The 12,631-nt window shown below is 35.9% G+C and carries 13 protein-coding genes and 1 pseudogene; 13 read left to right on the plus strand and 1 reads right to left on the minus strand.

Features of this window, described 5'->3' with window-relative positions; translation table 11 throughout:
- Positions 1–125: 125 nt before the first annotated feature.
- Positions 126–1,304 (plus strand): hypothetical protein, encoded by a 1,179-nt coding sequence (locus AC0VYJ_RS06265; RefSeq protein WP_475366866.1) that lies wholly within the window; start codon positions 126–128, stop codon positions 1,302–1,304.
- Between the two features lie 127 nt (positions 1,305–1,431).
- On the opposite strand, the gene AC0VYJ_RS06270 is transcribed toward AC0VYJ_RS06265, so the two are convergent.
- Complete coding sequence (locus AC0VYJ_RS06270) at positions 1,432–1,623, minus strand: hypothetical protein (RefSeq protein ID WP_475366867.1); 192 nt, start codon at positions 1,621–1,623, stop codon at positions 1,432–1,434.
- A 353-nt stretch (positions 1,624–1,976) separates the two neighbouring features.
- On the opposite strand from AC0VYJ_RS06270, the gene AC0VYJ_RS06275 reads away from it, so the two are divergent.
- The 12 genes and pseudogenes from AC0VYJ_RS06275 (at position 1,977) to AC0VYJ_RS06330 (ending at position 12,607) form a co-directional block, all read left to right on the plus strand.
- Entirely contained in the window at positions 1,977–3,800 is a 1,824-nt protein-coding gene (locus AC0VYJ_RS06275) for a solute:sodium symporter family transporter (protein ID WP_475366868.1), read from the plus strand.
- Between the two features lie 367 nt (positions 3,801–4,167).
- On the plus strand, positions 4,168–4,725 hold the full coding sequence (locus tag AC0VYJ_RS06280; RefSeq protein ID WP_475366869.1) for a hypothetical protein: 558 nt from the start codon (positions 4,168–4,170) through the stop codon (positions 4,723–4,725).
- Between the two features lie 240 nt (positions 4,726–4,965).
- A complete protein-coding gene (locus AC0VYJ_RS06285) occupies positions 4,966–5,229 on the plus strand; it encodes a hypothetical protein (protein WP_475366870.1) in 264 nt (87 codons plus the stop codon).
- Positions 5,230–5,428: 199 nt separating this feature from the next.
- Positions 5,429–5,554 (plus strand): DUF3953 domain-containing protein, encoded by a 126-nt coding sequence (locus AC0VYJ_RS06290; protein WP_475367466.1) that lies wholly within the window; start codon positions 5,429–5,431, stop codon positions 5,552–5,554.
- A 729-nt stretch (positions 5,555–6,283) separates the two neighbouring features.
- A complete protein-coding gene (locus tag AC0VYJ_RS06295; protein WP_283152820.1) occupies positions 6,284–6,514 on the plus strand; it encodes a PF20097 family protein in 231 nt (76 codons plus the stop codon).
- 388 nt (positions 6,515–6,902) lie between these two features.
- A complete protein-coding gene (locus AC0VYJ_RS06300; protein WP_430245140.1) occupies positions 6,903–7,247 on the plus strand; it encodes a hypothetical protein in 345 nt (114 codons plus the stop codon).
- A 650-nt stretch (positions 7,248–7,897) separates the two neighbouring features.
- A complete protein-coding gene (locus AC0VYJ_RS06305; protein WP_475366871.1) occupies positions 7,898–8,077 on the plus strand; it encodes a glycine zipper domain-containing protein in 180 nt (59 codons plus the stop codon).
- Positions 8,078–8,363: 286 nt separating this feature from the next.
- Complete coding sequence (locus AC0VYJ_RS06310; RefSeq protein ID WP_475366872.1) at positions 8,364–9,632, plus strand: L-lactate MFS transporter; 1,269 nt, start codon at positions 8,364–8,366, stop codon at positions 9,630–9,632.
- A gap of 278 nt (positions 9,633–9,910) precedes the next feature.
- On the plus strand, positions 9,911–10,429 hold the full coding sequence (locus tag AC0VYJ_RS06315; protein WP_475367467.1) for a GNAT family N-acetyltransferase: 519 nt from the start codon (positions 9,911–9,913) through the stop codon (positions 10,427–10,429).
- A gap of 624 nt (positions 10,430–11,053) precedes the next feature.
- Positions 11,054–11,356, plus strand: coding sequence for a lysostaphin resistance A-like protein (locus AC0VYJ_RS06320; RefSeq protein WP_475367468.1), 303 nt, complete (start codon positions 11,054–11,056; stop codon positions 11,354–11,356).
- A gap of 201 nt (positions 11,357–11,557) precedes the next feature.
- Positions 11,558–12,229: pseudogene (locus AC0VYJ_RS06325) on the plus strand (5'-methylthioadenosine/S-adenosylhomocysteine nucleosidase family protein).
- A 168-nt stretch (positions 12,230–12,397) separates the two neighbouring features.
- On the plus strand, positions 12,398–12,607 hold the full coding sequence (locus tag AC0VYJ_RS06330) for a hypothetical protein (RefSeq protein WP_475366873.1): 210 nt from the start codon (positions 12,398–12,400) through the stop codon (positions 12,605–12,607).
- Positions 12,608–12,631: the final 24 nt, after the last annotated feature.

Consider the following 12,631-nt stretch of genomic DNA (forward strand, 5'->3'; position numbering starts at 1 on the left):
AAAAGGAGATCACAAACCGCCATAGAGTGACGATTAGATGGAGTGGCCCGTTTCGACAATGTTCGAGTGAAAACGGGTGGTGACAGGCACCATCACTATGATACGGTTTAGATAGGAGGTGAAACATGGAAAATTTGATTTGGTTGTTATATTACGTTCTCATTCTAATAGTTCTCATTATTATTTTTCGGAAAGCGGCTGATTCTGAACACTATTTGTTCTTAAAGCTGATCGGCTATACGTTTCTTGGGGGATTTTCGTTGCAACTCAATGATTGGCGGCTTCCACTCGGCGCCCTCGTATACTTCTTGTTTTTCACTAAAACTAAAGTAAATGTGAAGGCTAAGAAGCGTGCTGTTTATGTAGGTTTATTTATCTTCGTAACCTCATCAATTGTTCCTTGGGTTCAAACGTTCTTGTATGAACAACCTCAGGAAGTCGCTCTTCTTCATACTAATTTCTATAGTGGCAGTTTAGCGGAAGAATGGAAGAACATACATAGTAAGCTCGGAGATGAAAATGATTCTTCAAAAGTAATCGATTTTAATATGGAAATCAGTGATGAAGGAACAATGAACGATTTCTATATGGTTGTAGAAGAGAACGCTTCTCCCGAGAAGGTTCACTACAATATTGAACTTGCAGCTAATGATAAGGAATTTATAGTAGAACGAACGAAGGTTGGAAGTGAGGGAGTGCATTTTGCGGATCAAACGCTGACGAGAGCGGATTTTTTCTTGAAACAAATCGACCTTATAAAGAAGCCTATGCTTAAAGATAAGGATGTGGATGCTTACTTTTTAAGTGCGAGCGGTCAACGAACAAATCACCCTCAGACGGATGACGAATCCTACAGAATTAGTACTGCCGGTAAGGAAAAGGTAGAAAGTAGTGAATTACCAGCTGATGCGCTTGTGGTCGATGTTTGTGATGCGGATTGCGATTATCGTGAGTACTTTCTTTTTGATCTCTTAGAGAAAAAGCCGCAAATCACGGAAGCCAATATCCTGGATATCGCTCAACAAAACTCTACCGAAGTAGAAAATTGGTTAGAGAGTCATACGGGGGATAACATTGGCTATGAGAAAGATGGAAAGTACATTCTAAAGAAGAATGGTGAAGAGAAGGTCGTTACTGAAGAGGAATACATACGCGTACGAAAAGAAACCCCAAAAACCAACATCCAACAGTACGAGTCCACATGGGAAGTAGAGGTGGAAAATCAATATGGTGACGCACCTCATTTAATGAAATTTTCATTTAATGAAAAAGTGAGAGAGATTACGTGGGTGGGCTTTGAATAAGTAATCAATGAAAGTGCGATTTATCATAAATATCCAAAAGACACATCCAGAATGCAGCTTGGATGTGTCTTTTATATTTTAGAATAATGGTTTGCTTGTGATTAAATTCCTTCTTTTTATTCCGTTTTCAACCCATACTCCCCCGCTGTTCATGATAATAACGCACGGCTTCTTTCAGCTTTTCATTTTCCTCTTTCAACTGATGAATCTCGCTTTTTTGCTCTTTAACACGTTCATGATAGATCCTCATCCCAAAGCATAGCATGATAAATGCGAAGTAGATCACAAATTCAAATGTGCTCATACCAGTAGCATACATGCACTCACCTCTTTTCGTAGTGATAGAGTAATTCTTGATAGGAATTTTCTATTTCTGTTGTAGATCGTAAAGGTATAGTATTTTGTTGTGTCAGTGTATAGGGAAAGGGGTAAATGCGCAACATTCACTTTTTTCTATTAATTATGTTAGAAAATCTTTTGATTTACTAGGAAGAACTATATGCTCTTTTTTATATGAGAGATTATCTTCCGAATTCCACTCCTTTTTTACTAACTTTCACCTGTTTTCTACCCCAAATTTCAAATAAATGTTTACTAATATAATAAAAAGGATATTCCATCTACTACAATCATACGAGAAAATTTTTTTCTTGGGGTAGAGGAGGAGTCAAGATGCAGTCACTATGGTTTACATTGTTTACGTGTATAGCATTCATGGTGCTTGTTGGATACATAGCTTATCGGAAAACAAGAGGAACAACGAATGGGTCAGAAGGTTATTTTCTGGCAGGAAGAGGATTGAGCGGTGGGTTTATTGCAGGATCGCTTTTGCTAACGAACCTTTCTGCTGAGCAGTTAGTTGGATTAAATGGTCAGGCGTTTCGGACGAATTTATCGAACATGGCCTGGGAAGTAACGGCAGGGGTAGCGGTTGTTCTCATGGGACTTTATTTGCTACCAAAATATTTGAACATGTCAATTACAACCCTTCCTGAATTTCTTAGTAAACGGTTTGATGAAGGGGTACGTCGCTATACTGTCGTTTTATTTATGGTTGGGTACGTACTCGTCACGATTCCTTCGATGCTCTACTCTGGGGCTCTAGCCGTTCTGAAATTGTTTGATGTACCATCGATTTTAGGCATTACATACACCCAGTCGATCTGGGTTGTAATTTGGGGGATCGGCATCATCGGTGCGGTGTATGCGATCTTCGGCGGGTTAAAAGCCGTTGCCGTTTCCGATACAATCAATGGAGTCGGTCTACTCATTATCGGAGCGCTTGTTCCGATTCTCGGACTTGTCGCACTTGGAGATGGCGCCTTTCTAAACGGTGTAAAAACCATCACAACGACAAATCCCGAAAAACTGAATGCGATTGGCGGAGCGGATGATTCGGTTCCATTCGGTACAATTTTCACCGGTCTGATTATCGCTAACATGTTTTACTGGGCAACAAATCAATACGTCATTCAGCGCACGCTCGGTGCACAGAACTTAAAGGAAGGCCAGAAAGGCGTTATTTTTTCCGGATTCTTTAAGCTTCTCATTCCGATTTTCATGATGATTCCGGGTGTTATCGCTTTTCACCTTTACGGTGGGAATCTTAAGTCCGTTGACCTGGCGTATCCTACGCTCGTAACCAATGTGCTGCCACCTTACTTATCTGGCTTTTTCTTAGCTGTATTGCTTGGGGCCGTCTTAAGTTCGTACAACTCCCTATTGAATAGTGCTTCAACGATGTTTGCACTTGATATTTATAAGCCTGCGTTTAAAAAGGATGCCTCAGACGAACAGCTGATTAAATCTAGTAAGTGGTTTGGCTCCATTATTGCACTCGTGACGTTTTTCGTGTCACCGATGTTGATGTACGCACCGAACGGACTATGGGACCTGATTCGAAAATTCACAGGCTTTTTCAACATCCCTATTGTGGCTGTTGTATTGATCGGAATTATCTCGAAGAAGGTGCCGGCATTAGCGGCGAAGGTAGCGATTGTTTTCCATGTGGTCGCTTACTACATGATGGTGTGGGGAACAGAACAGCTCTTTGGTCTTCCGCTCGACATTCACTTTATTCATATTTACGGTATTCTATTTGTCGCTGAAGTGGCGATCATGTTTGGGATTGCTTACGTTAAGCCACAGAAAAAAGCTTATGTTTTCCCGAAGGCTTCAAAGGTCAACATGACGCCTTGGAAATACAGCGCGCCAGCTGGTATTTTATTAATCGCAAGCATTTGCGAAACGTACATCCTTTTCTCACCAATTGGTGTAGCTTATGCAGATGGGGTGATCTCGCCTTCATTCCTACCAGCGACTGGAGCTCTTTCAGTTGTAACGCTTATTGCATTCGCTATTGCAACGAAGAGTTGGGAGCGTAAATACGGTCATGCTGTTCGAAGAGCGAAGGAAGCTGTGAAAGAAACAGGAAAAGAAGTAGGGGGCCAAAAGCAAAGTCCTCAGATGAACTATCTTTCTGAAAAAGATTTTTAATAAATGATGTCCATTGAATTAAAAAGGGGCTCGCTTCAACTTAGGTGATGAAGCGGGCTCCTTTTAATTTGCTTATATGGGAACATGACTAGAGACTGTTTTCCTTTCCTTAAACATCTTCTGAAGTTTGGTGAATAATGCTACTTTGAAGTGCTTCTTTAAAACTGGTGCATGAAAAGACCTGTGAGTTGTAACGGAGCTTATAAATTTGATAGATCTATTTTATGGTAAAATAAGGATGGGCGAATGGTGTGGAAGGTACAGTCTTAGGGCAAGTTTCTTGAATAAGTGGGTTAGTTATAAAGGATATATATAGATGTTCTGGGTTAATGTGTTATGAATATGAAGAATGGGAGGGAGTTAAACAATGAAAACAATGAAGAAGTACTTTCTACCTTTTATAATGCTGGGAATCCTTCTAATAGCTGTCGGTTGCGCGAACTCCGAAGAAACGGGTAACAGTTCAGAGGGGAGTGAACCGAAAGTAGACAAATCAAAAGAAGCTCAGGAAAATATTAAAACAGTGTTGGAAAATATGTTTACTGGTCCAAATGAGGAACAGGAAAATATGTTAGAATCTAACGGAGAAATGGCTGAAAATCTCACTGACTATAGAGAAGAAAAATTCAAGCCATATGTGACTGATGATTTTTATGGGAACGACATAGTAAAACTTAGTGGAGGAGTAAGGTTCTTGCAAGCAGCTCATCCTAACAATATTTTAAAGGTTGAAGAAGTCGCACTTGAAGAAGATGATAAAGAGGGTGAATATGACTTCAAAATGAAGGTTACTTATACTAATAAAGAAAATGACGAAAGCAAAACGATGGATGTTGAGGGTATGGCTTCTACAAATGAAGAAGGAAAAGTAAAAGACATTCGATATATAAACGATGAAGAATTTAGAGATGCTTTGAGAGAGTAAAGTTAAGAACTCACGCCTTTACATCAAACATAAGACAGAATTATTCAAGTAATTCGGAGCGTTAATCTAAAAGGATTACGCTCTATTTTGTTTTAGCTAGTAAAGAGTTAGTTTAAGGGGGGACATGGATTCTGAAGTTCTAAAAAAACGGGCAGTTAAATGGAATAAAAGGTTGTTAATATGAGCTCACAAAAAGAGCCGGTTCATTGAATTAATTTTGTCGATCAAGGGAGTGGAGATATGAAGATATTTGAAGCTACGTATGATGGCCATCGAATTCAGGTGGAAAATAAATGGAAAGGTGAAAAGTTATATGTAGATGGAGAATTACAGGATGAAAATATTGGGCTAGCTTTAAGAGCGACGTTAACTAGAGAATTAAAAACTGATAATAATGAAGCTAAATGCATAAAAGTTACTCTCGGCGGTTTTTTAAGTATTCATTGTAAAATATTTGTTGATTATGTATTAGTTCGATCTTATCGAATTAAAAAAAGAATTTAAACATTCTTTGAGTGATATTGGACCAAATTCTTTAGCTAAAGTGCACAAGATAAGAAAAAGAGATTTCGCTTATTCTTATCTAATCGATTAGAAAAGAGTTGAAACTTTTTTGAAATTGCTTAGGATTATATGCGCCTTAATAATAGGTGTACTAGGAGGATATGCCAAGGTTACAGGTAATCATAATTTACTACCTTATTTGTTTATATTTCTATTACTAATGATTTTAGCGACGGGAATAGATGAGCTTAAGAAAGGTAATAGACGTAGTTCATTTTTCTACTTTGTTGCTACATCGGCGATAATAATACTTTTACTTGCATAATAAGCAAATTTCGGACCGATAGCTGATGATTTGCTTCAGTATCTCAACAGGTAAAGCAGTGGTCGGGTTTAATCGTTGCCTTTGTTATGAGATTGTTTTAAATCTTAATGATAAAAGAAAAATAAGAAAGAATTTAGAATGAGCGAGAATGACGTATAGAATAAAAGGAATTGATTTCGCTTCTTTCAATATATTCGGAGCTTATCTATAACAAGATAAGCTCTTTTTAACTTGAATTAAAGATTGAGTTATCCGGTTTTGTTTGAAATAATTGGTAATATATAGGTGGATTGAGAGGTTTCATATGACTTTGTGTAAAAGGAGTTGGGGTTTAATGGAAGAAATGACTGGCAAAATATTATATTTAATAATAACTTGTGTTTTGTTATACGGATTCTTTAAGATCATTAGATTTATTTATAACAAATATATACCTTACAGTTTTGCAACAGATGCAATCGGAATAATAATATTTGTTATCTTTTGCATTCCTGCCTCACTAGTAATAAGCCATAAATTGTTAAATTCAGCAGGGAAATATTGATCATAAAGAGAGTACTAGAAAGTGTGATGAACTTATATCTTCAGTTATTTCGGAGCTAATACTTTATAAAGTACTCGTCCTTATGACATAATCATCGGGCAAAATAAAAGTTAATTTAAAATTGAAGGTGCAGGCTAACCAGTTATTCCATTAAGAACGCTACGATGAAGGTGGTGTAATTAACAATGGACGATGTTGTAATGTGTCCTGAATGTGGTAACCAATTGAAGCAAGGATATATTTTCTCTCCTCGAAGAATTTGCTGGTCAGACTCACCTGATTCCATCTTTGCGGATTTTGGAAGTGAAATATTAATAGGTGATGCATGGTTAAAAGTCAAAAAAGTTCCAGCGTTAAGGTGTGAAGAGTGTAGTGTAGTTATTTTCAAACATGGTGAAAACAAAGATATAAAATAGCAGTAAAGTAATTTTGAATTGAGTTTATTGTTTGGTTAAATCGGAGCTTTTGCTGAAGATAAGGTAAGAGCTCTATACAGATAGTGCAGGGCGTGCGGTATTGATAGGAGGGATAATATGGGGATGGGCGGAATGAGCATAGCATTAATTTCTCTAGTTCCAATCATTCTAATAGTAGTTGTCATACTTCTTATAATGCGAAAAAGGAGATAACTCTTAGAAGGAATATTCCTTTAAATCGGAGCTTATCTGAAATAAGATAAGCTCTTTTATATATGAAGTAAAGATTGAATTCTATGTCCGGATTTGAAATAATTGGTATTAAGTTTTTGCACAGGATTGTGTGAAGTGCAAGCACTATTATTAATGTACTTAAGGTGGGTTCCAAGTGTTTAAAAGCAAGATAACTTTCATTATCGCAACTTTAGCTATTACTTTGATAGGTTGCTTTCAGGTTGAAGAAGCAACATTTATTGAAGGAGAGATAACTAAAATCAACAATGAAAGTGGGGAAATGGAGATCAAAGTCGAATCTTGGTCAACAATTAGTGATGCAGAATCATCTAGCACGCCATATATATTTGAAGAGATGCCAGATTCACATACTATAAGAGTATCCAATCCAGATCAATATGATGAAGGGAAAGAAGTACAGGTGAAAGTTATTAAAAATTATGAAGAGGACGTATGGGATTTAAATAGGTTGAAATTTGAAGTAGAAAAGGCAACTTAGAATATTATTCTATTGATTACATTATCTGAGAGTCCTGAAGGAATGTCGAATTTAAGTCTTCCGTATGAAGATAGGTGAAAACTACAGTAGGATTCGTTACCATCTTCCGTTATCTCGGAGCTTATCTTTAATAAGATAGGCTCCTTTTAGCTGGAATTAAAGATTGAGTTATGCGTATTTATTTGAAATAATTGGTATTACAAATTCGACCAGATTATTGAATAAATTCACTTTCCCATCCGTAGAGTGGATGCAATTAAAAGTGGAAATTTGTAATGGAGGTATGAAAAGTGAAAATTGAAGTTGTTATATTTATAATAAGCATACTGTTAATGCCTTATTTTTTGTTCGAACTCTTTAATGACATTAGTAATCAAGCAGGAATTATATCACTAATCTCTTCAATTTTTATGTTGATATTGTTAATTTTCTCTGCAAGCCTTATTGTAAGTCATTGGAAAGAGAAAAAAGAGACGACAATGTAATTCTAAATGAAAATAAAAAGTTATGAAGCTAACTGGGGCGTTTGCTTCATAGATAATCGCTCTAATTACTTAAGCATAAGGACCATCATAAATGAAATTTTTTAACTTACGGAGCAAGATTAAGGAAGAGTAAAAGCAAATAAGGTTATCAGAAGGGAAATGTAAATGATGGGCAAAAAAAAAACAACAGGGGATACTTATCTAGCGGTTGGAATTGGTATTGGGTTACCTTTAGGAGCAGTGCTTGGGTTAACTATATTTGATGACTTTGCAATTGGAGCTGGTATAGGTTTGGTTTTTGGAGTAACACTCGGAACAACAATTGACTCAAATAAAGCAAAATAAGAATATAAAAACTACTTATTCATTCTTGTACTAAAGAAAAGACAGTAAGAGATATCTCGAATCCGAGTCTTAAATAAACTCGGAGCTTTAGTTCAATAAGCAATTTGAAATAAATAGAAAAGAAAATCTCAGTCCACTGAACTGAGATTTTTTAAATTTTCATTACAATACCACTACATGTTTTTGTGGTTAATTCTAATAATTTTAAATAGTTTGATTTTTTTACTCAATCAATGTATCCTGTTTTGTGAATACGCTTACAAATAGAGTCAAGGAGGTACATAATATGCAAGCAATGAAAAAGAGATGGTTAATTGCTTTATCAGCTATTTCCATCCACCTTTCCATCGGAGGTGCCTACGCATATAGCGTATATACCACCCCCGTGAGTGAACAGATGGGTTGGACCCCAACTCAAGTAACGATGGCATTTACCATTATGATGGCACTGGCCGGGTCATCCGCAGCATTGTTTGGAAAGTTTGTTGAAAAAAATGGTCCAAGAAAATCAGCAATTCTGGCTGGTGTTTTGTTTGGATCAGGACAAGCCGGTTCAGGGATTGCGATCGCGATTGATTCACTTCCACTTTTCCTATTGTCCTACGGGGTAGCAAGTGGATTTGGACTTGGCATTGGCTATATTTCACCCGTATCAACTCTTGTCAAATGGTTCCCTGACCGAAGAGGATTAGCAACAGGATTAGCGGTACTTGGTTTTGGAACAGGAGCTCTCATTACTGCGCCAGTTGCAGCCAATATAATGACTTCAATTGGAATATCTAATACATTTTACATATTAGGGACAGCTTACTTTGTTTTTATAATCTTAGGTGCTTCTTACATCGCACCACCCCCAGAAGGCTGGATGCCAGCTTCTATGAAACAAAATATGGCCTCTGGGAATAAAGTTTATAAAAAGGATTTACAACAATTGACTTCAAAAGAAGCGGTTAAAACAAAGCGCTTTTGGCTGCTTTGGATAATGATGCTTATTAATACTACCGCTGGGATTATGATGATTTCAGTTGCTTCACCGATGGCTCAAGAAGTTGTAGGATTATCAGCCGCTGCAGCTGCCACGATGGTCGGAATTATGGGTGTGTTTAATGGTGGAGGTCGTCTTGGCTGGGCAACAGCTTCAGACTATATTGGTCGCCCCAATGTTTTTCTGATCTTTTTCTTAATACAAACTGTTGCTTTTTTCATGCTTCCGATTACAACAAATATCATCTTATTCCAGCTTCTTATTTTCCTCGTTGTTACTTGTTACGGCGGAGGATTCTCTAATCTCCCTGCATTTATTGGTGATTTGTTTGGAACGAAACAACTCGGTGCCATTCATGGGTATTTGTTGACAACATGGTCCCTAGGTGGCGTATTTGGACCTATGATTGTTTCGCAAATTCGGGCTAGAACCGATAGTTACACTCCTGTATTTTACGTTTTTCTTGCTTTAATATTCTTAGCGCTTATCGTCTCCATTCTTATGAAGCTAGACATTAAAAAGACTGAGAAGAATCTAAAACAACAACAAGAAGAAGCCGTTAATTATTAATTAGCAAACCAAAGCATGTGCATTGTAAAGTTGGATCGCGTCTTAAGGACGAAGTTCAACTTTTTTCTTAGGGAGGGTGTTAGTTTAATATATCCATCAGAATATCTAGAATCCGAGTCTCCACATAAAAAGGAGCTTATCTGTAATAAGATAGGCTCCATTTTATGTGAAATAAAAGATTGAGTTACTTCTTCAATTTTGAAATAATTGGTAATAAAGGATTGGATAGGGAGATAGAAAATGGATGGATATATCTAGGACATTGGAGAGTGATAAGGTTGATAAATAAAGTAACTATTGAAGAGTTTTCGGAAGCTTATCAAAAACAGGTATCTGAACTTATTTTACATATACAACAGAATGAATATGATATCGCAATTACTAAGGAAGACCAACCTGATTTGCTCAAAATTCCAGAGTTTTATCAGATAGGGAAGGGTAACTTTTGGTTAGCCAAAATAGGTAATGAAGTAATTGGAACAATAAGTTTGTTAGACTTAGGACACAACCAAGTTGCTCTAAGGAAGATGTTTGTAAACAAAAGTTATAGAGGATCTGAATTTCAAGTTGCAAAATTACTTTTAAACAAAGCAATCGACTGGGGAAAGAATAATTCCGTTCAAACAGTATACTTGGGGACCACTCCGCAATTCCTCGCTGCACATAGGTTTTATCAAAAAAATGGATTTACAGCAGTGGATAAAAGGGAGTTACCGAGTAAGTTTCCAATTGTAAAGGTGGATAAAGTGTTTTATAAGTTAAGAATAGAGAATTATAAGAGCTTCAGTTATTCCTGAAACATGTATTCAACTGAGTTTTTTTTCAAGAATCTCAGAGTTGTTAGTTTAATAATAACTAGCGCTTTATTCAGGTTTAGAGCTAGATTGAATGATAATTAATAAAAAACAATTGAATTGTTGTTTTGGGAAGGGGGAATTAGTATTTACTACCCGAGGAAGAATTGGTTCCTTTTATTTTCTGCCATTTTCTATTTTGCAGGTATTATTCTTTTTTCATTTAAATTGTTTGTTTGGGGATTATTACCGCTAATATTATTACTCATTTTCTACATTAAAACTAATAAATACCGTGCTACCGTATCGTTGTTTATGTTCTTCTTATTAGGTCTATTGATGTTTCAAATCGGTAGCACCTTCATCAATGAATGGAAAATTTCTGTAGAAACGAAAATCTTAATAAATAGAAGTTTACTTATGGTGATACTTGTTCTAACAGTAATTTCACTGACGTTATTTAAACAGAGGATTTTTTTCTTCGCAAAATTACCAGATTGGCAAAGACGAATCACAATGCCATTCCACACAATGAAATTATCGTATTTTTTACTTTTTGGGCTAATGGGTTCGAGCACAATACTTGTACCGTTACTTATTCATCAAGAAATTAATTATGTAAAATCAATGTTACTTTTCGGAATATTGTTCGCAATCATAAATGCTACTCTTGAAGAGGTAATTTGGAGAGGTATTATGTTATCAAGCTTAAAAAGAAATGTTTCTACCTTTTATGCTGTCTTAATAACTAGTATAGGATTTGGACTTCTACATATATCTATTGGCATTTCTCCAATAATAAGCTTGCTTTTTTCTTTCGGTGGCCTTTTCTATGCAATCGTAGTTTTAAAGACAAAGAGTATATACCCATCCATAGTTTTTCACATTGTTATCAACCTGGGGATGGTTTTCAATGGGTGGATAATTTGAACTTATTCAATATAATCGGAGCGATAGCTGCATAGCGTTTATTCCTTATTGTGCTAACGAAGCAGGTTAGGAACAAAGGTTACATAATTAATAACCTAGTGTTGATGAGCAAAGTAAAAAAGAATAGCAATAAAAATGAAATTCAGACCGTGTATATAGCCACCTAATAGTGAAAAATTATTTATGTAGGGTGATTAGTCGATGATAGGAATAAGCATAGCAACGAAGTGGGAGTACGAAGCAACTTTGGAATACTTCGGAATAAGAGATAACGAACGTTTCGGTTATCCATATGGGGAGTATTTCATGAGAACAATGAATGATACCGAACTTGTTTTTTATAGTACTGGTATAAGAAAAGTAAATGGTGTTGGTGGTAATCAGTATATGATTTCTAAATTTAATTTAACTAAAGTAATCGTTGCTGGAACATGTGCAGGAATAGATGATCAGTTTCGTCATTTAGATATTTTTGTGCCCGACAAAGCCGTTCAATATGATTGCACGGTAAAAGAAATTGAGCCTTTTATTAAACAATCCTTCATCGTTCATATTGATCTATCAAAATATGGAGATGATTTTGATAAAGGAACAATTGGCACCGCTGATAAAGCAGTCGTTATGTGGAAGGACTATTTAGAACTGAAAAAAAACGAAATAACCATAGCGGATACAGAAGCGGGAGCAATTGCTTAAATTTGTAAGAAGAATGATGTTGAATGCATTATTATTAAAGGAATATCTGATTTTCCAACGGATGAAAGAAACGCTAATAAATTCGAATCGAACATTGAACAAATGAATGTTTATTTAGAAAATACCCCGAAAGTTATGAACAAAATATTTGGCGAATATTTAAATAGATTTATATAAAAAATGAAGCTTAATAGAAAGGTTATGGTTTTTGATTTAACGAATAGCCCATCAATCATTTTATATGGGAGGATTTTGGGGTTTACTAAGGTTACATAGAAAATATTGTACTGTTATTGAACGAAGGGGCAGGATAACTGAACAAAAGAAAAATAGGAGCTGAGATACTTGCCTTTACTATTTTTATTACTAGCTATACTAACATTGGGCTCATATGGAATTGTGATTTCTCCTATACTATTTCTATTGGCTATAGCTAGCTCTATTTATTATTCTAAGAAGGGAAAATATATTTTCGCTTCAGTCGTTACCTTTATTATTAGTGCATTCATTTTAATGACAATGTCAGTTATGGCACTCATTTTTATGTTTGATTAATATAGTCAATATATAAAGGTGAAA

The organism is Anaerobacillus sp. 63XJN7_5_ISO-PGPR-S23-430, from assembly GCF_056173695.1.

What these genes read in the sequence shown, in the direction of transcription:
- AC0VYJ_RS06265 (WP_475366866.1), top strand. Translation starts at nt 126, where the DNA reads ATGGAAAATTTGATTTGGTTGTTATATTACGTTCTCATTCTAATAGTT.
- AC0VYJ_RS06320 (WP_475367468.1), top strand. Translation starts at nt 11,054, where the DNA reads ATGTTACTTTTCGGAATATTGTTCGCAATCATAAATGCTACTCTTGAA.
- AC0VYJ_RS06270 (WP_475366867.1), bottom strand. Translation starts at nt 1,623, where the DNA reads ATGTATGCTACTGGTATGAGCACATTTGAATTTGTGATCTACTTCGCA.
- AC0VYJ_RS06305 (WP_475366871.1), top strand. Translation starts at nt 7,898, where the DNA reads ATGATGGGCAAAAAAAAAACAACAGGGGATACTTATCTAGCGGTTGGA.
- AC0VYJ_RS06310 (WP_475366872.1), top strand. Translation starts at nt 8,364, where the DNA reads ATGCAAGCAATGAAAAAGAGATGGTTAATTGCTTTATCAGCTATTTCC.
- AC0VYJ_RS06280 (WP_475366869.1), top strand. Translation starts at nt 4,168, where the DNA reads ATGAAAACAATGAAGAAGTACTTTCTACCTTTTATAATGCTGGGAATC.
- AC0VYJ_RS06295 (WP_283152820.1), top strand. Translation starts at nt 6,284, where the DNA reads ATGGACGATGTTGTAATGTGTCCTGAATGTGGTAACCAATTGAAGCAA.
- AC0VYJ_RS06275 (WP_475366868.1), top strand. Translation starts at nt 1,977, where the DNA reads ATGCAGTCACTATGGTTTACATTGTTTACGTGTATAGCATTCATGGTG.
- AC0VYJ_RS06285 (WP_475366870.1), top strand. Translation starts at nt 4,966, where the DNA reads ATGAAGATATTTGAAGCTACGTATGATGGCCATCGAATTCAGGTGGAA.